This is a genomic window from Streptosporangium album, from assembly GCF_014203795.1.
GTDB lineage: Bacteria > Actinomycetota > Actinomycetes > Streptosporangiales > Streptosporangiaceae > Streptosporangium > Streptosporangium album.
On the sequence record NZ_JACHJU010000001.1, the window covers coordinates 1,795,458 to 1,817,464 of the forward strand.

15 protein-coding genes are annotated in these 22,007 nt (G+C 72.0%); 3 read left to right on the top strand and 12 right to left on the bottom strand.

From position 1 onward, the window contains the following. Positions 1-120: 120 nt before the first annotated feature. Together FHR32_RS08395 and FHR32_RS08400 are read left to right on the top strand one after the other, a co-directional pair. Positions 121-654 carry an RNA polymerase sigma factor gene (locus FHR32_RS08395; RefSeq protein ID WP_184753778.1) on the top strand — a complete coding sequence of 178 codons (534 nt, stop codon included), beginning with the start codon at positions 121-123 and terminating at the stop codon, positions 652-654. Continuing rightward, positions 651-1,823 carry a CU044_5270 family protein gene (locus FHR32_RS08400; RefSeq protein ID WP_184753779.1) on the top strand — a complete coding sequence of 391 codons (1,173 nt, stop codon included), beginning with the start codon at positions 651-653 and terminating at the stop codon, positions 1,821-1,823. Before FHR32_RS08395 ends, FHR32_RS08400 begins: the two co-directional genes overlap by 4 nt. A gap of 140 nt (positions 1,824-1,963) precedes the next feature. On the opposite strand, the gene FHR32_RS08405 is transcribed toward FHR32_RS08400, so the two are convergent. Next, entirely contained in the window at positions 1,964-2,524 is a 561-nt protein-coding gene (locus FHR32_RS08405) for a hypothetical protein (protein WP_184753780.1), read from the bottom strand. Positions 2,525-2,818: 294 nt separating this feature from the next. Between FHR32_RS08405 and thrS the strand changes: the two genes are divergently transcribed. Then, a complete protein-coding gene (thrS, locus tag FHR32_RS08410) occupies positions 2,819-4,087 on the top strand; it encodes a threonine--tRNA ligase (RefSeq protein ID WP_312882165.1) in 1,269 nt (422 codons plus the stop codon). A 78-nt stretch (positions 4,088-4,165) separates the two neighbouring features. Here thrS and FHR32_RS08415 read toward each other — a convergent pair whose 3' ends face one another. From FHR32_RS08415 to FHR32_RS08465, 11 genes are all read right to left on the bottom strand, one after another. Then, entirely contained in the window at positions 4,166-7,759 is a 3,594-nt protein-coding gene (locus FHR32_RS08415) for an ATP-dependent helicase (RefSeq protein WP_221465316.1), read from the bottom strand. A 58-nt stretch (positions 7,760-7,817) separates the two neighbouring features. Further along, entirely contained in the window at positions 7,818-10,973 is a 3,156-nt protein-coding gene (locus FHR32_RS08420) for an ATP-dependent helicase (protein ID WP_184753782.1), read from the bottom strand. A 464-nt stretch (positions 10,974-11,437) separates the two neighbouring features. Continuing rightward, the gene (locus FHR32_RS08425; protein ID WP_246466050.1) at positions 11,438-14,236 is read right to left on the bottom strand and encodes a CDP-glycerol glycerophosphotransferase family protein; all 2,799 of its coding nucleotides are present in this window, start codon (positions 14,234-14,236) and stop codon (positions 11,438-11,440) included. Positions 14,237-14,400: 164 nt separating this feature from the next. Beyond that, positions 14,401-14,721 carry an MGMT family protein gene (locus tag FHR32_RS08430; RefSeq protein WP_184753783.1) on the bottom strand — a complete coding sequence of 107 codons (321 nt, stop codon included), beginning with the start codon at positions 14,719-14,721 and terminating at the stop codon, positions 14,401-14,403. Further along, entirely contained in the window at positions 14,709-15,077 is a 369-nt protein-coding gene (locus tag FHR32_RS08435) for a hypothetical protein (protein WP_184753784.1), read from the bottom strand. Before FHR32_RS08435 ends, FHR32_RS08430 begins: the two co-directional genes overlap by 13 nt. 128 nt (positions 15,078-15,205) lie before the next feature. Beyond that, entirely contained in the window at positions 15,206-16,435 is a 1,230-nt protein-coding gene (locus FHR32_RS08440) for a S8 family peptidase (protein WP_312882169.1), read from the bottom strand. Next, positions 16,429-17,382: a hypothetical protein gene (locus FHR32_RS08445; RefSeq protein ID WP_184753785.1), complete on the bottom strand. Its 954-nt coding sequence runs from the start codon at positions 17,380-17,382 to the stop codon at positions 16,429-16,431. The genes FHR32_RS08440 and FHR32_RS08445 overlap by 7 nt, the downstream gene beginning before the upstream one ends. Positions 17,383-17,478: 96 nt before the next feature. Then, on the bottom strand, positions 17,479-18,717 hold the full coding sequence (locus FHR32_RS08450) for a S8 family serine peptidase (RefSeq protein WP_184753786.1): 1,239 nt from the start codon (positions 18,715-18,717) through the stop codon (positions 17,479-17,481). Further along, positions 18,711-19,445 (bottom strand): hypothetical protein, encoded by a 735-nt coding sequence (locus FHR32_RS08455; RefSeq protein WP_312882170.1) that lies wholly within the window; start codon positions 19,443-19,445, stop codon positions 18,711-18,713. The genes FHR32_RS08450 and FHR32_RS08455 overlap by 7 nt, the downstream gene beginning before the upstream one ends. 176 nt (positions 19,446-19,621) lie before the next feature. Then, positions 19,622-20,803 carry an adenylyltransferase/sulfurtransferase MoeZ gene (moeZ, locus tag FHR32_RS08460; protein WP_184753787.1) on the bottom strand — a complete coding sequence of 394 codons (1,182 nt, stop codon included), beginning with the start codon at positions 20,801-20,803 and terminating at the stop codon, positions 19,622-19,624. Between the two features lie 78 nt (positions 20,804-20,881). Continuing rightward, positions 20,882-21,790: an alpha/beta fold hydrolase gene (locus tag FHR32_RS08465; RefSeq protein ID WP_184753788.1), complete on the bottom strand. Its 909-nt coding sequence runs from the start codon at positions 21,788-21,790 to the stop codon at positions 20,882-20,884. Positions 21,791-22,007: the final 217 nt, after the last annotated feature.

Consider the following 22,007-nt stretch of genomic DNA (forward strand, 5'->3'; position numbering starts at 1 on the left):
CGGCTCCGTAATCGCGCTGACGGGGTCCTCAGAAGATCATTGGGAACTTGCCGGCGACCGGTAATGCTTCCGATATTCCGGACATGGACGGGTGACCGATGATTCATGTAAGGAGGCCGGATGGGATTCGATCCCCACGGCCGGTTCGTGCAGATATACGAACATGCCTATCCCCCCATACTCGGGTACGTCCTGCGGCGGTGCCAGGATCCTGACGACGCAGCCGACGTGGTGGCCGAGACGTTCGCCATCGCATGGCGGCGGATCAACGAGATCCCGCCGGGGGACGAGGCCAGGCTCTGGCTGTACGGCGTGGCCCGCAAGGCGCTCGCCAACCACCGCCGTGGCGAACGGCGGCATGAGCGGCGCACCGCCGCGCTGCGCGAGCAGATCGCCGCCTCCCCGGCGCTGGCTGGGCCGCCACCGGCCGAGTACACGCAGCTCGGCCGGGTCTTCAGGAGCCTGAACGACGACGACAGGGAGCTGCTGTCGCTGGTCGCCTGGGAGAAGCTCGACACCGAGCAGGTGGCGCGCACGCTCGGTATCACCCGCAACGCCGTACGTGTCCGGCTGCACCGCGCACGCAAGCGCTTCGCGCGTGCCCTGGCCGACGCGGGGATCGACCTTCCGCTCTTCGAGAGGATCGCACTGTGAACCTGGATGATCTCGCCAGAGTGCACGACGACGACCTGAGCGGCGAGCCGGCCGGGCAGGCGTCTGGAGCGGGGGCCCAGACGCTGCTGGCCTCGATCATGTCCGAGCCGCCGGGGCGGGGCGACAGGCCACGCGCCACGTGGCTGCGCGGGCCGGTGCCGTGGCTGGCATCGGCGGCGAGCGTGGCCGCCACGGTTCTGGTGGTCACCATGGTGGCGGCGCCGGATGAGCAGCGGCCGGCCCCTCCGCCGGCGGCCTCGCCCGGCGCGCAGCCGTCGGCGCGCCAGATGCTGCTGGCCGCCGCCACCGCCGTCACCGCCGTCACGAAGGCACCCGTGTCGGGCGAGTACTGGCGTACCACCACGACGTGGGGCATGGACGCGATCTCGCCGGATCGCGGCTACGTCATCAGACGGCTTTTCTCCAAGGACGAGTGGCTGGCGCGCCGGCCCGGGGCGCAGAGCTGGTGGGTCACGCAGTCCCTCGGCGCGAAGCCGCTCACCCCTGAGGACCAGACCGCCTGGCGGAAGGCGGGCTCGCCGACCCGGTGGAAATACCCGATGGACGTGACCGGATACGCCGGAGTCAACTCGTCGGAGGTGCTACGGGCCGATGCGGAGGAGAAGGTGGCCTCGCGGCTGCGCGGCAGGTGGAAGGGCTCGGGCGGGTCGCTGACCAAGGGGTTCCTCACCTGGGACGAGATCCGTCACATTCCGGGCGGCGAGCGGGAACTGCGCGCCTACCTCGAACAGCGCCTCACCGCCCAGGCCAAGGGCGGGTACGGGCAGGACCCGCGAGGGCGGGAGTCGGCCCTGGAGGAAGCCTGCATGACGATCGTCTTCGCTATGCCCGTCTCACCCGCCGTCCGCGCCTCCGCCTACCGCATCCTGGCCACCATGCCCAAGTTGAAGTCCCTGGGCAGGGTGAAGGATCCGTTGGGCCGCATGGGCGAGGCGTTCGGCTACCAGGTGGCCCCCGGCTCCGGGCGTGAGAACGCCTACGAGGCCGTGCGGGTGATCGACCCCACGACGGGCCTGCCGCTCGCACAGTCGTGGACGACCACGGTCAAGCTCGCCGACGGCCGTACCGCGAAGACCACCAGCTTCACGGCCTACCGGCGGATGGGTTGGACCGATGCCAAGCCGTCGCTGCCCGCCAAGCGCGATTGACCCTTCCGTCCCTGACCCAGGCCCGATGCGCAGCACCGGGCCTGGGCTCGCGCCCTGGCGATGGAAGGGTGATCACCCGCTGAGCCGCTGCCATCGCGCCCTGAACGGCCGCCGGCCCCGCACCCGCCCTCGCCGCCCTTTCACCCCGTACGGCGGCCCGTCCTCCCGTACGGCGGCCCGTCCTCTCCGGCCACGGGCCGGCCGATCAGATCCCGGTTCTCCCGGACGGCGATCCGCGCACGGTCCCGGGATTCCTCCTGGGAGATGAGAACGCGCGCCCACCTTTTCAGCGCTTCACTCCACGCGCGGCGCGCCGAATCCACTTGAGCCGGAAGACTTCTGCTCCGGCGAATACGGTCGTATTCCTTCGAGAGGGCCTCGACCCGCCGGTGTGCTTCATGAAGCGTAAGAGCCGAATGGCCGTCGCCGCGGGAAAGGACATCCGCCCCGGCATCCGCGGCGGGGTGACCTCCGTCAAGGACCTCTTCCCGGACGATCAGCGTTCTTACCCACTCCGTCAGCGCCCAGATCCATGCCTGCCGGGCCCGCGCCAATTCGGCAGGCGACCCATTCCCTCCGTCGAATGCCTGCTGCGTCCGGCCGTAGCGGTCCTTGGCCCAGCGCACCTCGCTCCCGGCCTCCCGGAATGCCAGCCGAGCCTCCTCGCGCCGCCCCCATTCATGTCTGCGCTCATCCCTCACAACGCGAGGCTACGAAAATAAATTCGGCTATTCAAGGATAGAACGGAGTTTCACCCTTGAAAGCGGTTGCATGGACCCGGAAAAAGGGTTCGGCCATTCGCAGGGACGAGAACCTCCCCTTGCGGTGTCCTTGTCGCCGTCAATGTCGCCCACCGGAATGCGGAGACGGGGAACCGTCTGCTACCGTTCCCGGCATGAAGCGCGCTGCCATGACGACGACGCCGGAGACCGTCCCGGCGCGCTGACATCTGATTCTGTCGAAGCCCCGGGGCGAGTGCCCCGGGGCTTCGCCGTGTGGTCACTCGCCTCACCCTTCACGAGGAGACCACGATGCACGATCATCGCAAACTCGGCCGCGAGCTGAACCTGTTCGACACCGATCCCCTGATAGGCGCCGGACTGCCGTACTGGCTGCCGGACGGCGCCGCCGTACGGCACGTCCTGGAGGAGTACATCCGCGACGTCGAGCGCCGGGCCGGTTACCGGCATGTGTACTCGCCCGTGCTGGGCAAGCGGGAGCTGTACGAGATCTCCGGGCACTGGGCCCATTACAGCGACGACATGTATCCCCCGATGGACGTGGGCGGGGAGCAGCTGGTCCTGCGCCCCAGCCTGTGCCCGCACCACGCGCTGATCTTCCGCTCCCGGGCGCACAGCTACCGGGAGCTGCCCCTGCGGGTGGCCGAGCTGGGTGGGATGTACCGCTCGGAGCTGTCCGGGGTGCTGGGCGGTCTGACCCGGGTGCGGGCGATCCAGCTCAACGACGCGCACATCTTCTGCACCCTGGAGCAGGTCGCCGGCGAGACCCGGGCCGCTCTGGAGCTGATCCGCCGGGCCTACGGCGCCCTCGGCATCCATCCGGCCCGCTACCGGCTCTCCCTGCCCGGGCCCGGCGGGAAGTACGTCGCCGATCCGGACATGTGGCGGCGGGCCGGAGAGCTGCTGACCGAGGTCCTCGACAGCGTGGGAGTGGAGTATGAGGCCGTGGAGGGGGAGGCGGCGTTCTACGGCCCGAAGATCGACGTGCAGATCGCCGACGGCGCCGGCCGGGAGGCGACCCTGTCCACCGTCCAGGTCGACTTCCACCAGCCCCGGCAGTTCGACCTGCGCTACACCGGCCCGGACGGGACCGGGCACCGGCCGGTCATGGTCCACCGCAGCATCATCGGGAGCGTCGAACGCGCCGTCGCCCACCTCATCGAGGTGCACGGCGGCGCCTTCCCCGCCTGGCTGGCCCCGGTTCAGCTGGTGGCGCTGCCGATCTCCGAAGCCGAGGTGCCCGCGGCCACCGCCCTGGTGCGGCAGTGCGTGGACCGGGGGCTGCGTGCGGAACTCGCCGGGCCGGAGGGCGGCACCCTGGGCGCCCGGATCCGTGACGCCCGGCTCGTGCCCTACCAGGCGGTCATCGGCTCCAGGGAGATGGCCGACGGCCGGGTCGCGCTCCGCCTGCGCGACGGCCGCCGGATCGACCCGCTGCCCGCCGCCGAGGTCCTGGCCCGCGTCCTGGCGCTCACCTCCGGCCACAGCCTCGACCTGTGGGACGCCGGCGCCTCGCCCGGCTGAGAGACCGCGCGGCGCGGCGACCCGGCATGACGCTCCCGGGGCCCGCCCGTCCGATCACGTGGTCGACGGCTGTCCCGTTCACTTCAGCGTGGGGACCGACTCCAGGAGGGCGATCAGGCCGCGTTCGTCGAGGGGGTTGACCGGTCTGACCGTCTCGTTGAGGCGGACGTAGTGGAAGGCGGCGCTCACCTGGCCGAGGGGGACGTCGGCCAGGTGGGACCAGGCCAGGCGGTAGGCGGCGAGCTGGACGGCCGCCGCCGCCTGAGCCTTCTTCCCCCTGGGGCGCTGGCCGGTCTTCCAGTCGACGACCTCGTAGTGGCCGTCCGAGGTCTCGAACACCGCGTCCATCCGGCCCCGGACCAGCCGGTCGGCGATCATGGTCTCGAATGGGACCTCGACGTCCAGCGGTTCGCGGCCGGCCCACTCGCTCTCCTCGAAGCGGTCGCGCAGCTCGTCGAGCTGGGCATCGGTCTCCTCGAAGTCGTCGGACGAGCCGGGCAGCTCGAACTCGTCGAGCAGCCGCTGCTGGCCCCAGCGGGACTCCAGCCAGCGGTGGAAGGAGGTGCCCCGGCGAGCCAGCGGGGTGGGCTTCTTGGGCACCGGACGGCGGACCTGCCTGGCCAGGGCCTTGGGGTCGGAGGCCAGGGTGACGAGGGAGGAGACGGTCAGGTGGGTGGGCAGCTCCACCCGGCCGCTGCCACGCCGCCGGTTCATCGCCCGTTCGCGCAGCAGCAGCTCGGTGTCGCGTTCCCACGCCTTCGCCCGCTCCCTGTCCCAGCCGCGCAGGTCCGCGAGGCCCGGGGCACGTTCGGCCGGCTGCGCGGGAGCCTCGCCTTGGGAGGTGAACAGGAGGACCGCCTCGTCCCGTCGGGCCGGAGGAAGGCCCGTGCTCTCGTGGAAGGTCGCGCCTGCGGAGAAATCCGCGCTCCCCCCGGACTCCTCATCCTCGGGGGCCTCCGGGAAGGGGACGTCCTCGTCCTCCGGCGGGACCTCGGGGAAGGGGACGTCGTCCGGCGGCGTCTCGGGAGAAGTCGGGCCGATGGCGGGGGCCGGGCCGGTTCCGGTGAGAGCGGCGATGGCGGCCTCGACCATGAACGCGCCATCCTGGACGGCCTGGTAACGGAGGCCGTCGGGGATGACGGGCCAGGTGGCCTCGGCGGGCTCGGCCAGAAGCGGGTTGGTGGCCCCCTGGTCGGCGGCGGGGACCCAGACGGCCGCGTGGCCGCAGGTCTCGCGGATCTCCACCAGGAAGTCGGAGGGCTCCAGAGGCTTGGTCGCGCTGCCCCAGCGGTAGCCGGAGGCGATCAGGAGGTAATGGGCGCGGGTGACGGCCACATAGGCCAGACGGCGCTCCTCCAGCAGGTCGCGCTCCCGGCAGCGCTCGTCGAACTCGGCCAGTTCCTCCTTGCCCAGCCCGCTCAGCCGGGGCAGGTCGGAGGCGTCGCCACGGAGCGGGTAGGGCAGCTTGCGCGGGTTGTCCGTCCACTTGGGACTGGTCGTCGGGCGGGCGGGGAACATGGTGCCGACGGTCAGGGTGCCGGCCTTGGACAGCGCCTGGGACATGCCGGGGATGACCACGACCGGCCACTCCAGGCCCTTGGAGGCGTGAACGGTCATCAGCTTGACGCTGTTGCTCTCCCCCACCCGACCGGCGTCCAGACCGTTCTCCTCCTCGTCGGCCGCCTTGAGGAACGCCAGGAACGCACCCAGCGTCGGATCCTCGGAGTCGCCCGCGAACCGGGCGGCGGCGTCCAGGAAGGCGTCCAGGTCGGCACGGGCGGCGAACGGGCCGATGGCCGTCCCACGCGCCGCCACCTCGATGTCCAGGCCGAGCCTGCGTTCGATCTCAGCGATCAGGTCGGGGAGCGGCTGGCCGGTGTGGGCGCGCAGGGTCCGCAGCTCCTGCGCCATGGCGAGCAGCCGTACCCGGGCCAGGGGGGAGAACAGCTCCTGCCACTCGGGGCGGTCGGGCAGCTCGTCGAGCGCGTCGACCAGGCTGCCGCGCTCCTCGGCCATGTCCGCCACGACCTGGTCCAGCGGGTCGTCCACGGAGGCGCCGCCCTCCCGGGTCTCGCGGTTCAGCTCGCGCGCCCGCTCGCCCAGCTCCTTCAGATCGGCCGGGCCGATCCGCCATCGGGGCCCGGACAGCAGCCGGACCAGCGCGTCGCCCGCGGTCGGGTCGTAGATCGCCCGCAGGGTGGAGACTATGTCGGAGACCTCCGGGACGGCCAGCAGGCCGCCCAGGCCGACCACCTCGACCGGGATCCCCCGCTCTTCCAGCGCCCGGCGCAGCGCGGGGAACTGCGACCGCTTGCGGGCCAGGATCGCCACGTCGTGCGGCTGCAGGCACTGCGGGCCGCCCCAGGCGCTCTGTTTGGCCTTCTTCCGCTCGCCCTCGCCCCACGGCATGCCGTCGGGTGCGCTCTCACTGCCCAGCAGGGTGGCGATCGCGCCGGCTGTCCACACCGCCTCGTCGTCCGCGGTCTCGTGGAAGGCGCACACCACCCGGCCGCGATCGACCCGGTTGCCGCCGGGCACCAGCACGGGCACCTCCCGCGCCTCCATGCGGAGCGGGAGCTGCACCCGGGCCGCGACGTCGAGCACGGCGTCGCCGTTGCGGAAGCTGACCGACAGGCGGCGGACCGGGGCAGGCTCCCCCGAGGCGGTTCTGAAGTCGCGGGGGAACCGGGTGAGGTTGCCCGCGGAGGCTCCGCGCCAGCCGTAGATGGACTGGCAGGGGTCTCCCACGGCGGTCACCGGATGGCCGCCGCCGAACAGCGAGCGGAGCAGCACCAGCTGGGCGTGGCTGGTGTCCTGGTACTCGTCGAGGAGGACGACGGCGAACCTGCCCCGCTCGATCTCACCGACCTCGGCGTGCTTGGCGGCGATCCGGGCGGCCAGCGCCATCTGGTCGCCGTGGTCGACGACCTCGCGGCTCCGCTTGAGCCGGTCGTAGGCCTCGACCAGTGGCAGCAGCTGCTCTCTGGCCCGCTGGGTGGCCAGCGGCCTGCGCTGCGGCAGGGTGGGCGAGCCGGGCAGCGCGGCGTACCGTTCGGCCAGCCAGGCGCCGACCTCCCGCACGTCCTGCGGGCCGCGCAGGTGCTCGGCCAGCTCCCCCGCCAGCTCCAGCACCGCCCGGGTGACGGTGGCCGGGCCCCACTCGACCTGCTCCATGGGCCCGTCGTAGGCGCTGACCACCCGCCCGGCGAGCTGCCAGGAGACGGCGGGGCTGACCAGGCGCATGGTCGGCTCCAGCGCCTCCCGCAGGGCGTGGTCGGTGACCAGCCTGGAGGCGTAGGCGTGGTAGGTCGAGATGGTCGGCTCGCCCTCCAGCAGCTCGGCGGGGACCTGTTCGGCCGCGACCAGGCCGTTGAGCCGCTCGCGGACACGGACGGACAGCTCGCCGGCGGCCTTCCTGGTGAAGGTCAGGCCGAGCACCTGCTCCGGGCGGACGAGGCCGTTGGCCACCAGCCAGACGACCCGTCCGGCCATGGTCTCGCTCTTGCCGGACCCGGCACCGGCGACCACCACCATCGGTTCGAGACCGGCCTCGATCACCTCGGCCTGTTCGGGGGTGGGGGGCAGGATGCCCAGCTTGGCGGCGAGCCGGCTCGGACTCAGCACGGGGCGACCCCGCAGGCCGTACGGCCCGGCGCGGAGCGCGCCGCGCATCCGGACACGGAGCGCGCCGCACGGTCCGGCACAGGGACGCCTCGGCAGGCGGTACGGCTCAGCACACCTGATCCCCGTTCTTGCTGACCGGGCAGCTCGCCCGCACGGCGCAGGTGCGGCAGCCGTCGTTGACCTTGGCCTGGAAGAACGGCCCGGACATGCCGAAGGCCACCGTGTCGACCATGTCGCGGGCCCAGCCGGGCTCGGCGTCCTCCGACAGGGCCTGCTGGCTCTGCTCCTTGGCGTCCTTCTTGCCCGCGGCGTCGCCCACCTGGACCAGCGCCGCGCCGCCGGGCTCGGTCATCCCGTGCCGCTGGAAGGCGCCCAGCAGGGCGGCGAGCTGGTAGACGCCGAGCTGGGGGTGGCGTTCGATCTCGGCGTCCTTGGGGCCGTTCTTCCCGGTCTTGATGTCGATGATCACGGCTCGGCCCTCGGCGTCGCGCTCGACGCGGTCGACCCGTCCCTTGATCTGCACGCCCTCCGACACCATGGCCGTGAACGCCTCCTCCAGGCCGACCAGCTCGCGCGGGTTCTCCCGGTGCCAGCGGACGAACTTGGAGATCATCTGCTCGGCGACCTTGCGCTGCTTGCGGTTGTACCAGAGACCGCCGAAGTCCAGCTCGTGCCAGATCTCGTCCAGGCGCTTGCCGAGGGTGTCCTCGGCGGGCATGCCGGTCGCGGCGAGCACGGCCAGCGCGTGGATGACGGTGCCCAGCCCCCGGGCCGCGTCGGTGCCGCTCGCCCCCACGGAGGTCTCCAGCAGCCAGCGCAGGCCGCACTTGGTGAAGTTCTCCACCGCCGAGGGTGAGACGCGCACGATGTCGTCGGGCCAGTTGAGCGGGCGGTCGTCGGAGATCGGCGTGAGGGCGTACCAGTCGTTGGGGTGGGCGCCGGGCACTCCGGCGGTGGCGAGCCTGGCCAGGTGCTCGGCGGCGGCCTTGCGGAGCGGCGCGGGCCGGGTCGGGTCGGAGACGGCCGAACGCAGGTCCGCCACCAGGGCGGACATGCTCAGCCAGCGGGAACGCTCGTCGACGACCGGCTCCCCGGTCGTGCCGGGCACCAGCTCGGTGAGGAACCGGGAGGGCCGCTCCTCGCTGTCGTCGCCCCCCACGGCGGTGACGATGAGCCTGCTCCTCGCCCTGGTCGCCGCCACGTAGAACAGGCGGCGCTCCTCGGCCAGGAGCTGGGAGGCCAGCGCCGCCGAGACCGCGGCCGGGTTCTCGTGCTCGGAGCCTCCCGCCCTGGCGACCATGTCGTCGGTGCTCAGGATGGACCCACGCAGCCGCAGGTCCGGCCAGGCCCCCTCCTGGACCCCGGCGGCGACGACGACGTCCCACTCCAGGCCCTTGGACCGGTGCGCGGTCAGGATCCGCACCGACTCGGTGTCGGGGGCGCGCTCGGCGAGGGAGTCGCCGGGGATCTCCTGGGCGACCAGGTCGTCGACGAACACCTCGACACCCGCGTGCGGCAGCCGGTCGACGAACCTGGCCGCGTGGTCGAACAGCGCCACCACCGCGTCGAGGTCACGGTCGGCCATGGTCCCCCTGACCCCGCCGCCGACGCTCGTCTCGGTCCACTTCGCGGCCAGCCCGGTCGCCTGCCAGACGGTCCAGAGCACGTCCTCGGCGGTGCCGCCCCGCCGTACGGCCTCGGCGGCGCCGGAGATGAGCCGGGCCAGCCGCTCGGCGGGCAGTGCCACGTGCGGCTCCACCCGGACCAGCTCCCGCGCGTCCTTCAGCGCCGCGACCAGCAGCTCGCCCGACGAGCGCGGCCCGGAGACGTCACGCTCACCGGAGTTGTCGACCATGTCGCGCTCGTCGGGGTGTGTCATCGCCTCGTGCTCGGCGATCCGCAGGGTCCTGCGCAGACGGCGCACACCGATCATGTCGGTGCCGCCGAGCGCGCCGGTCAGCAGCTCCTCGGCCATCGCCTCGTCGAGGGTCTCCGGATGGAGCGCGACCTGGATGAGCCTGATCAGCGGGCGCACGCCCGGCTCCTGGAAGAGCGGCAGCTCGCCCCCGCCCACCACGACCGGCACCCCTGCCGCGACCAGCGCCCGGCGCAGCAACGGCACCTGGCGGGTGGCCGAACGGACCAGCACCGCCATCCTCGACCAGGGGACCCCGTCCAGCAGGTGCGCCCGGCGCAGCGCGTCGGCCACCACCGCGGCCTCCTGCGTGGCCCCGTCGGTCACCACCACCCGGACCTCGCCGGGCTCGACGTCCGGCAGGGGGCGCAGGTCCCGGTGGGCGGCGCCGCCCGGGGTCGCGGGCAGGCGGGCCGCGACGCGGCGGGAGGCCTTCAGCAGCTCCGAACCGCTGCGGCGGCAGACGCGCAGGGCGATGACGGGCGCCTTCTCTCCGTCGGCCCTGGGGAAGCTCTCCGGGAACCGCATGATCCCGCGCACGTCGGCACCGCGGAAACCGTAGATCGACTGGTCGGGGTCGCCGACGGCGATGAGGTCGCGGCCCTCCCCGGCAAGCTGCTGGAGCAGGAACTCCTGGGCGGGGTCGGTGTCCTGGTATTCGTCGACGAACACGACGTCATAGGCGGACCGCTCGCGGAGCCGCACCTCGGGATCGGTGAGCAGCCCACCGGCCGCGCGGATCAGCTCCGCGTAGTCGAGCACCGGCTCCAGGTCCAGGTCGAACCTGGACTGGTAGCGGTCCGCGAACCGGCCGGCGGCCACCCAGTCGGCGCGGCCGTGCCGGCGGCCCAGCTCGACCAGCTCGTCACCGTCGAGGCCGCGTTCGGCGGCACGGGCCAGGAAGTCACGGAGCTCCTGGGCGAACCCGCGGGTCTTGAGCGCCTCGTGCATGCCGTCCGGCCACTGCGGGGCGCCGTCCTCCAGCTCGCCGTGGAGCAGGCGGCGGATCTCCAGGAGCTGCTCGGGCCCCGTCAGCAGGCGGGGCGGCACGCCCCCGGCGAGCACGGCCTCGCGGCGGAGCAGCGCGTAGGCGTAGCTGTGGAAGGTGAGCGCGAGGGGCGTCCGGGTGGTGCGGCGCATCCGGCCGGTGATACGTTCGCGCAGCTCCTCGGCCGCCTTGCGGCTGAAGGTGAGGACGAGCACCCGTTCGGGATCCACGCCGCGGCGCTCGATCCGGTCCACCACGGTCTCCACGATCGTGGTGGTCTTGCCGGTGCCGGGCCCGGCGAGCACGAGCAGCGGGCCGCTCTCGTGGGCCACCACCGCCCGCTGATGCTCGTCGAGCACAGGGGCAACAGCTCTCCCCGCATTCTCACGACGCACCAAACGCCAGCTCTGGCCACTCACAACTCGCCATTCCACCAGATCTCGGGTGATGATCGTGCCGAGTCCGCGAGTGTCGCACGGCATCCCACCGATCCGGCAGGCGGGATGATCCGTGGCCTTCGATCATCGATCGAAGGCCACGCCCAGCTCAGGCCGTACGGATGCCATCCGGCGCCGCGGTCACACCCCGGCGAGGGGGATCGCGCAGTGACATACGCCATGCCACGGCCGCTCCCCGAGGACGTCCGGCCGACGACAGGCGCGTTGGGAGGCCCCGGCGCGGTCCGGCCCGCCCCCATGCCCAGGGCACCTCACGAGGGACCGCGGGTGCGGGCTTCGGCCGCAGTCCGGGCACCGCCTCCGTGAGGCGGTGCCCGGACCCCACCGGAAACGCCCTGGGGACGCGTCAGACGATGCTGGACGGCTCAGGAGGTGAAGACGTGGTCGACCAGCCGGGAGGTCGCCTTGCCGTCGTCGCGGGGGGCGTAGAGGAGCCGGAACCGTTCGTAGCGCTCGGCGTGGGCGGCGGCCCCCTCGTCGATGTTCCGGATCGCCTCGATCACCTCGGCCCCCGTGGTCAGCAGCGGCCCGGGGGCCTCGGTGGTCAGGTCGAGGTAGAGGCCGCGCTTGGACGAGTAGCGCTGCAGGTCGTGGGTGAAGAACAGCATGGGACGGCCGGTGGCCGCGAAGTCGAACATGACGGAGGAGTAGTCGGTGATCAGCACGTCAGTGATCAACAACAGATCCGCCATATCTGGATATGTCGTGACGTCATGGCCGAGGTTCCGCGGCATGTTGGGCGCCGCCTGCATCGAGTGCGCCCTGACCAGGAACTCGTGGCCGGGGCCGAGCACCCGCTGCGCCTCGGCCAGGTTCAGCCGCAGCGAGGCGTTCTTGCGGTCGTAGTCGCGGAAGGTCGGCGCGTAGAGCACCACCTTGGCGTCCTCGGCGATCCCGAGCCTGTGGCGCACCCGGGCGGCCAGTTCGTCCCGGTCGGGGGCCGACAGCACGTCGTTGCGCGGGTAGCCGCTCTCCAGAACCTCGCCCTGGTAGCCGAACGCCTTGCGCAGGATCGGGGTCGCCCACGGGCTCTGCGAGACCAGCAGGTCCCAGCCGCGCACCTCGACCGCCTGCCGGTGCCAGGCCGCCGGCTTCGGGTCACGTGACATGTGCGGCAGGTCGTTGCCCAGGCGCTTGAGCGGGCTGCCGTGCCAGGTCTGCACGACCATCTGGTCTTCGCGCGCCCGGAACCACGGCGGGAGGAAGCCGTTCGTCACCACGTGGCGCGAGCGTGCGAGCACCGCGTAGTGCTCGCGGCTGCCCGCGCGGACCACGGTCGGCCGGATGTCGGAGCCGAATCCGAGCTCCGTCGACCCCGGCGGCACGAACGCCCCGTCCTTGACCACCCAGATGTGCTCGCGGTCGTCGCCGCGCCGTACGCGCTCCTCGTAGATCGCGCGGACGTTGCCCTCGTACTGCCGCCCGTCGTAGGCGACGTAGACGGTCGCGTCATTGAGCTCGCGTGCCCGCTCGGCCGGGTAGAACGTGCGCCGCAGGGCGAACAGCCCGCCGGCGCCCCTCTCGTCGTCGGGCAGGTCCTCGGCGACGGTGAGCACCGGCACGTCGAACCGGGTGGAGACCAGGCGGTATTTGCGACCGTCGCGGACCTTCGTCTCCTCGTCCAGCGAGTCGAGGATGGCGTGGTCGACCCGGAGCTGCACGATCTCCCCGGCGGACTCCCGGACCGCCATGCTCCAGCTCCCGCTGCTCAGCGGGACGGCCTCCCCGAAGCGGGGCATCGCCGCGGGCGCGAACCGCGCCGAGAAACGGTCGTCGGCACGCTCCACGGCCACGGTGTGGATCAGCCCCGTGCGGTGCCGCAGCGTCAGCTCGGCGGGCCCGGAGCCGGGGTAGGAGCCTTCGAGGGTGAGCGTGCCGTCCTCGCTCCAGATCGCCGAGGAGACGACCGGGCGGATCCGGTTCGCGGAGACGACCACCCGGTCGCGCCGGTCGCCCAGCACGGTGATCTCCCGCTCGCCGACGATCGAGCGGCTCTCCGCGGCCTGGCCGAGCATGACGGCGGCCGCGGGGTCGCCCTTGGGCTCGACCCAGAGCCTGCCGCCGTCGCGCTCCTGGAGCAGGGAGGGTACGGCGAGCGGCACGACGACCTCGGTGCCCCCCTCGACAGGGGTGAAGTCGGCGGACATCCGGTGGCCGTCCAGCCGGGCGTGCCCCTTGCTCTGCCCCCTGCCGGGCAGGAACACCTTCAGCTCCAGCCGGTCGCCGTCGAGCCGCACCTGCGTCAGCTCGGCCCTGGTGGGCTGCATCACGACCTGCAGGGCACGGTCGGAGGTCCAGACCGGACGGACCCACCAGCCACGGCCCAGGTCCAGTCCCCGGGGACGCTCGGTACGGCCGATGGACGGCCCGCGGAGCAGGCCGGTGGCACGGGCGCCCCGGCTCCAGATCACGATCTCGGCACGCCAGGTGGTGGTGTCCCGCACCACGGCCCGACGGCGCAGCAGCCGCTTGCCGCCGCGCACGGCGACCCGCACGGCGGAGCGCCAGCGCAGCGCCCACGGGCGCAGCTCCGCGGTGAACCCCGACCAGTCGTAGTTGCAGCCGGCCTCCTGGGCGCCGTAGGTGGCCTCGGGGTGGAAGACCCTGCGGGTGCGGAGCCGGACCGGCGGCAGCCAGCGGGGGCCGTGCAGCACGACGGCGGCCCGGTTGAAGCGGGGGCCACGGACCGAGAGCCCCGCCAGGTAGGCGTGGCCGCTGATCCGCAGCCGTCCGCCGGACCAGGAGATGTCCTCGACCTGGGTCATCGGGATCAGGTCGGCGGCACGGAGCCGGAACATGGCCTCCGGAAGCTCGTCCTGGAGCGGCAGGTCGGCATACCAGCGCAGCTTCCTGCGGACCCGCCTGGACGGCTCCGCGGCGGCTGTGGTGATCTTCTGCAGCGCGTCGCCGTCGGCGAGGTCGTCCACCTCACGGTGCTCGACCAGGTGGAAGGCGATCCTGCGGGCCACCGGCAGGTCGCGCTTGACCCGCGCGTCCACCCCGGCGAGGTAGGGCTGCAGGAGCGTCACGAACTCACGGCGGCGGGTCGCGCCGCGCTTGACCGCCAGGTCCAGCCGGGTGCCGAGTGGACCGGCCAGGGCATCCGCGTCGAATCGGCGACGCTCGGCCGGTGCCAGCCCCTCGGCCAGCACCGCCGCCATCATCGATTGGAGCGGTTCCCCCCGGTCACATAGATCTTGAACAGCCCGTAAACGGTCGGTGACGGGGTCGCCGGACCGCGCGGGAGTGACGCCGGTGGCCATGGGGAAGGCACCGCCTTTCGGACAGAAGCTGTCCCAGGCCATGTTAGTGCGCCGCGCGGAGCCGATTACTCCGTATTCGCTGGCAATCCGTCCCATCGCGCCACACGCATATCGGCGCGGGCCCCCCTCAACGGGGTCCGCTCCTCCTGCCATCTGATCATGCATCTGCGCTCGTGGCCGGGTGGCGGGGTCCCGTCCGCGTGCACCACACGCCACCAGGGCACGCCGCCGCCCCAGGTGGACATGACCTTGCCGACCTGGCGGGGACCTCCCTCGCCGAGATATTCGGCGATGTCGCCGTAGGACATCACCATGCCACGCGGGATGCGCTCGACCAGGTCGAGCACCCTCTCCGCGTACGGGGACGGATGGCCTACCGGCTCCATACGGCTGGCCCGGCCGTGAGGATCTCGTCGAGTTTTCCGAACTCGTAGGCCGCGGAGCCGTTCAGCTGCTCGACGAGGCCACCGCGGATCGCGTAGGACTCGCCGTCCTCGCCGACCAGGCGTGCGCCGAGCAGCGCGGACACCCGGGCGAGCTGGGCCACCTGCCAGTCGGATCCGGGCGTGCCGGACAGGCCGCCGTCCCAGACGGCTATGGCATGAAGACCATCGCCATGGCGGGCCAGGACCTCGCCCGCCTCCTGCGAACCGCGGAACTCGAATCCCGCCTGCCCCAGCACAGTCGCGAGCTCCGCGAAGGCGAGAGGCGCCGGGCGCTCCACACGCAACTCGTACCCCATGAGGGGCGACCCTAGCGAATATCCGGCGGTCCACAGGCCACCGGGACCGTCATCGGCCTCACCGCGTCCGAACAGTGTCCAAAACGCGTTCCAATCGCGTTCAAGTCAGCACGTGTCCGCCGCCGGGCTCACGGCCACGGTCTCCGGCCTTCCGCGTGCCGCGCCGGCGCCGGCGCGGTGAGCTCCGGGCGCCGGCTGAGCATCACCACGGCGCCGGTGAACGCGAGCAACCCACCGAGCAGGCCCGCGCCGTACAGCCAGAGCCGGACCGGATCGGGGCCGGGCCTGGCGGGCTCCTGATGCTGGAGGCCCGGGCCGAAGTGCTCGCCGGTCGGTGCCGGCACCTCCGCCGTACGGCTGATCAGCTCGCCCGCCCTGGCGAGTGCCGCGCCGGCGTCGACGACGCCGAACCCGATGTGGTCGTCGTATCCGGCGGCGGACGCGGATCTGGCGGTGGAGGTGAGGGCCTGTGACACCAGGTGCGGCGAGATATTCGGATATTTCGCTTTTATGAGTGCGGCGACCCCCGCCACCAGCGCGGTCGCCGCACTGGTCCCCTCCGAGGCGCCGTAGTCACCGCCCGGTGTCACCACCGGCACGTCCACACCCGGCGCGGAGACCAGGACCGACAGGTTGTCGCTGCTGAACAGAGCCGGTCTGTCCCCCGAGTCGACGGCGCCCACCCCGATGACCCCGGAATATCCGGCGGGGAAGTTCCAGAAGGAGGTGGCGTTGTCGAGGGCGTAGTCGGAACTGCCGTCGTTGCCGACGGCCGCGACCAGCACCACGCCCCGCGACAGCGCGTAGGAGACCGCCTCGCGCTCGGCCCTGTGCGGCCCGTAGGCGCCCAGGGACATGCTGACGACCTCGGCCCCGTGGTCGGCGGCGTAGCGGATCGCTCGGGCCAGCGGACTGTCGGCCCCCGTCCGCTGGTCCTCCTCCGGCAGGGTGCTCTGGTCCCCGTTACGCCGCAGCAGGACCACGGGCAGCGAGAGGATCCGGGCCTCCGGCGCGGTCCCGAGGAGGCCGCCGCCCCCCTTTCCCGCCCCGGCGATGAGCGAGGCCATCGCGGTGCCGTGCCAGGCCTCCGCGGGCCCGTTCTCCGACGTCACCGAGCCCATGCCGGGCCCGGAGACGACCCGGCCGCGCAACTCCGCGACATGGCCGTCCACCCTGCTGTCCACCAGGGCCACGGTGACGCCCGCTCCCTTGGTGACCTTCCATGCCTGCTCGACGTTCAGCGCCTTCAGCACCCAGTGCTGGTCCTCGCGCACGTCGGCGGCGCCCGCCGGAGCGGCGACCATGACGGAGAGCGCGACCAGGACACCCGCCGCCCACGGCCGCCGGCGCCTCAGCACACGTTCCCCTGGGTGCACTGCGGTACGGCGCTCGGCTCGTCTCCCAGAGCCCGGGCGATGCGCCCGGCGACCGCCTGCGCCGTCGGCCAGAGCTCGCTGTGCAGAATCTCCTCGCGGGGGATCGACTCCCTGGTACGGCCGTCGCTGTAACCGGCCGTGGAGAAGACGACGTAGGGGCCGACCGGGACCCAGCCGTTGCGCTGCCGCTGGGCGGCGCCGAACAGCTCGGTCGCCGTTCCGGGAAACGCCACGGGCCGCACCCCCACCCGGTCGTCCACGGGGAGCTGGGCGGTCGCGGCGATCCGCGCCTCCTCGTCCCGGAGCACCGCGATGCCCACGGTGATCACGAACGTGGACGACTGGTCCACGTAGGAGGCCCGCAGCAACGTGCGGCAGCCGTACTGGGCGAGGACGGAGCCTGTCGGGGCGTCGACGCCGGACCTGCAGGAGACCTCGGGGGCGAGGCCGACCCGCCGGGCGTACTGCTGGGTCCGGCCGAGGCCGATGTACTGCAACTCGACGGGGAAGACCAGGTCGGTGGACCAGGTGTGCCAGCGCCCGGCGATGTCGTCCTTGATGTAGCGGGCCTGTTCGGCGGAGGTCAGCGGCCGTGCGGCGGTCTCACGGAACAGCCCGGCCGCGCCGGCGAGCACGTCGCTCGCCCCGATCGCCAGGATGATGCCCATCAGGGTCAGGAAGATCGCACGGAACCGGATCCCCTGCTCCAGGGTCGCCAGCTCCACGCGCTCGACCGCCAGGCGGTCACGGCCGGCGGCGGGCCAGGCCCGGACCCGCCGGGTGCCGCCGGGAACGGGCGTGCGCCGTCCCGGCGCTCCCTTCGAGCGAGGCGGCGTCCGGGAACCGGGCGGCGGCCAGCCGTCACGGGCAGGAGGCGCCGAGGCTTGCGGGCGCCGTCCAGGCTCCTGCGGCCGCCCGGGCTTCGACATACTTCGATGCTACGTCGCAGGGCCTCGCCACCCCATCGTCGGAGTGTATTTGTGACGTCGCGTTCCGTGTGGGGCGGCCCCTCACGCTCCGCCCGGTCAGGGGGCCGGGGCCGGAGGCTCGGCCGTGTCATCCGCGGGCCCGCCCGCGGACCGTGCCCGGCCGGCGAGGACGACGATCACGGTCAGGGACGCGAGCGCGCCGAGTCCGGCGGCCACGGCCACCCCCACGTAAAGGGTGATCTTGCGCCGGTCCCGATGAATCACCTGCACCGGATCCGCCCCCCTGCCCAGCGGGCGCGTGGGATCGTGGCCGGCGGGCCCCTGGGCGGTGAGGGTGTGACGGGAGATCCTGGCCGCCTCGGCGAGGGCCCGGGGAGCGTTGACCACGCCGAAGCCCATACCGGTGTCGTAGCCTCCCACCGGCCGCCGGATCGCCCCGGTGGTGAGCGCCTGCGCGACCAGCACGGGCGACATATTTGGATATTTCGCTTTAATCAGCGCGGCGACTCCGGAGACGAGTGCGGTCGCCTGCGATGTCCCGCGGCCGACCCAGTACGCGTCGCCGGGCCCCGCACCGAGGATGTCCACCCCGGGCGCGGCCACCAGGACCGAGGGGTTCCAGTTGGAGAACGACGCTCTGCGCAGCCCGCGGTCCGCCGCGGCGACCGAGACCACCCCGGGGAAGGCCGCCGGGTAGGAGTAGGGGGCGTAGCCGGTGGAGTCGGGCTTGCCCGCCCCGTCGTTACCCGCCGCCGCGACGAGCACGACCCCCCGGGAGATCGCATACCGGATCGCCGCCCGCTCCTCCTTGGTCGCCAGCTCCTTGGAGATCGACATATTGATCACGCCCGCGCCCTGGTCCACGGCGTATCTGATGCCCTGGGCCACCACGTTCTCGAACCGCTCGGCGGTGTTGAACTCCCGGAACCCCGGTTCCTCGTCCTCCAGGATCACCCGGACCGACAGCACCCGCGCCCTGGGCGCGACGCCGACCACCCCGTCCGCCCTGCCGGGCCCATGCCCGTGCCCGGCGATGAGCGAGGCCATGTAGGTCCCGTGCAACCGCAGAGGGGTGACTCCCGGTGGGTTGGCCCCCGCGGTGAAGTCCTTGCCCACGGTCACCGAGCCCGCCAGGTCGCGGTGGCCCGGGTCCACCCCCGAGTCCAGCACCGCCACCGTCACGCCCCCGCCCTCGGAGATCCGCCAGGCACGGGGCAGGTCGAGGGTCCGCAGCACCTGGCGCTGGCTGCCCCTCACGTCGTCGGCGTGCGCGGCCGACGCCGGCCCCAACGCGATCAGGGCCAGCACCGCGGCGACGGCGGCCCGTCTCAGCACCGCCACTCCTCGGAGACGCAGTCGGGACTCATGGGCGTGGACAGGTCGGCGAGGATCCTGTCGGCGATGTCACCGGCGAACGCGAACATGGTCGGCCGCTGCTCCCCCACCGCCTTACCGGGGCGGCCGTCGGTCTGGCCGATCGTGGTCATCACCACGTACGGCCCGGCCTGCCGTACCAGACTGCTCTGCCGGCCCGCCGAGGTGAAGCGGTCGGCGACCGTGCCGGGGAAGGCCAGTGCCTTGAGGCCAGGGGAGGGACGACCTCCCCTGGGCAGCGCCGCCCTGGCCTTGGCCGCGCCCAACTCCCCCGCGAAGGCCGCCACACCGACGGTGACGACGACGCCCTGGAGCGCGTCGATGTAGGTGGCGCGCAGGATGCCCCGGCAGCCGGCCCGCCGCAGCGCCTTCGTCAACGTGCTGTCCACCCCTCTGTCACAGCGGGTCTCAGGTGAGATGCCCACGCGATGGGCACTCTCCTCGCCCCCCTGTTCGGCGGCATAGCTGATGGCGTCGGGAAAGATCCGCCCCGCGGGCCACACCTGCCAGCGCAGGGCCATCTCGTCGTCGGCGGCCTGTTCCAGCTCCGTCTGGCTGGGGCCGCGCGTGAACTCCGCTCCGGCGGTGCTCGAAGCCACCCACGCCACCACCGCGCAGATCAGCGTCAGTGCGGACGCCATGACCAGCGTCAGCCACGGAGGCCGCCGCCGACCTGGGGCTCCGTTCACGCCCCTGACCTTAATGCGGTGAGGAGGGTGTCATCTTCCGTTCCGTCTGAATCCGGCACATCGGAGACCGCCTGCCCGCAGAAGATGGCCGCTCTCCCCTCGATGCTCGGCTGCCGGGCCCGGAATGACACGGCGCCCCGCGGAGCGGTGCTCCGCGGGGCGCCGGCCACGGACGATCAGTAGGTCGGCAGGCTGGGGTCGACCGTCTTGACCCAGCTCAGCACGCCGCCACCCACATGGACCGCGTCGGAGAAGCCGGCGTTCTTGACGATCGCCAGCACCTCCGCCGACCGGGCACCGGACTTGCAGTGGAGAACGATGCGCTTGTCCTGCGGGAGCTTCTCCAGCGCGGAGCCGTTGAGGAACTCACCCTTGGGGATGAGCACGGCACCGGGAATGGAGACGATCTCATACTCGTTCGGCTCGCGGACGTCGATGACGTAGATGTTCTCGTCGGCGTCCTGCAGGGACTTGAGCTCGGCCGCGGTGATGGTGGAGCCGGAGGCCGCCTCCTGCGCCTCCTGGGAGACCGCGCCGCAGAACGCCTCGTAGTCCTCCAGGAGCTCGGTGACCGTCGGGTTCTTGCCGCAGAGCACGCACTCGGGGTCCTTGCGGACCTTGACCGTGCGGTAGTTCATCTCCAGGGCGTCGTAGATCATCAGACGGCCGACCAGGGGCTCGCCGATGCCGGCGAGGAGCTTGATGGCCTCGTTGACCTGGATGGAGCCGATGGACGCGCAGAGCACGCCGAGCACGCCGCCCTCGGCGCAGGAGGGGACCATGCCGGGGGGCGGGGGCTCGGGGTAGAGGCAGCGGTAGCAGGGACCGTGCTCGGCCCAGAACACGCTGGCCTGCCCGTCGAAGCGGTAGATGGAGCCCCAGACGTACGGCTTGCCGAGGAGGACGGCCGCGTCGTTCACCATGTAGCGGGTGGCGAAGTTGTCGGTGCCGTCCACGATCAGGTCGTACCGGGAGAAGATGTCCATGACGTTGTCGGTGGTGAGCGCCATGGTGTGGACGACCACGTCGACCAGCGGGTTGATCTCCCTGACACTGTCCGCGGCGCTCTCCGCCTTGAGGCGGCCGACGTCCGACTGGCCGTGGATGACCTGACGCTGCAGGTTGGACTCGTCGACCACGTCGAAGTCGATGACCCCGAGCGTGCCCACGCCCGCGGCCGCGAGATACAGCAGCGCGGGGGAGCCCAGGCCGCCGGCGCCCACGCAGAGCACCTTGGCGTTCTTCAGGCGCTTCTGTCCGGCCATGCCCACGTCGGGGATGATCAGGTGGCGCGAGTAACGGCGCACCTCGTCGACGGTCAGCTCGGCTGCCGGCTCTACCAGCGGTGGCAACGACACAGTTCTGCTCCCGTTTCAGGGGGTCTTGAGGGGGCGTGCTGAGCACAGCACGCACCATTCACAACCTAACGCGGTGCCTCAGTCATTCCCAATCGAGACGGAGGCAGTCTCACCTATCAGGCGCCGGGCCTCCCGGGCCACTCTCTCGGGCAGTTCCATCTGCGCCACGTGCCCGGCGTCGGGCAGGAGCACCAGCCGCACATCGGGGAACGTCCGCCCGGCCCGCGCGGCCATGCGCGGGTTGACGAGCCGGTCGTGGCGGCCGTGGATGACCAGCGTGGGGGCGGTCACCTCGGCCGCCTGCCGCCACAGATTCTCCTCGCCGCGCCGGAAGTACTCGGCGACGAGACCTCGCGCCGAGCCGACCAGCGCGGCCGCCGCGTACGGCAGGCCGTCCCTGCGGCGCAGCTCTTCGGCCGCCTCACGGAGCCGCTCCGGATGGACCCTGCCGAGGTCGGCGTAGCACATGCCGAGCGTGGCGTTGAGCCTGCGCTCGGCGGGCAGGGCACTCAACTGCGTCGCGGCCCACTCCCCCAGCCTCGGTACCGCCGACAGGGCCACCCGTGCCGGGCCGTACCTGGGGAGCAGGTCGGGCAGGGCCGGTGAGATGAGCGTGAGCGAGCGGACCAGCTCCGGACGGGTCGCGGCGACCCGTACGGATATCGCACCGCCCATGGAATTGCCGAACAGGTGGACGGGTCCGTCGGCGACCCGCTCGATCAGCGCACCGACGGTTCTGGAATAGGCGTCGACGGAGTAGTCACCGCCGGGGTCCTCCGGTGAGTGCCCCGCTCCCGGCAGGTCGAGCGCATGGCCGGTGACCACATCGGACAGCTCGCCCATCAGGTCGGTCCAGTTGGTCGCCGAGCCCGCGAGGCCGTGCACGTAGACGGCGGTCTCCCGAGGCCCGGGCGGGGTCGACCGCACGTGAATCCGCTGCTCTCCCAGGTCGACCAGCTCACCCGGCCAGTTCGAGATCGGCTCCATGCCCCCCACGTCCTTCCCTGCTCGCCTCCACTCCGACGATAGCCGCCCGCCGTCCACCCGCCTACCAAAAGCGACATTAAAGACATATAGCAGCAAAACAATTAATAAGAGTCTTATATTGTCGATAAAGAGATAAGCTAAGGGTAAAAGCCGCCAATCTCCGTTTGTCCCCCAACGTGGGCGGAAATCAAGACTGCGAGGGGTGGACCTTTATGGA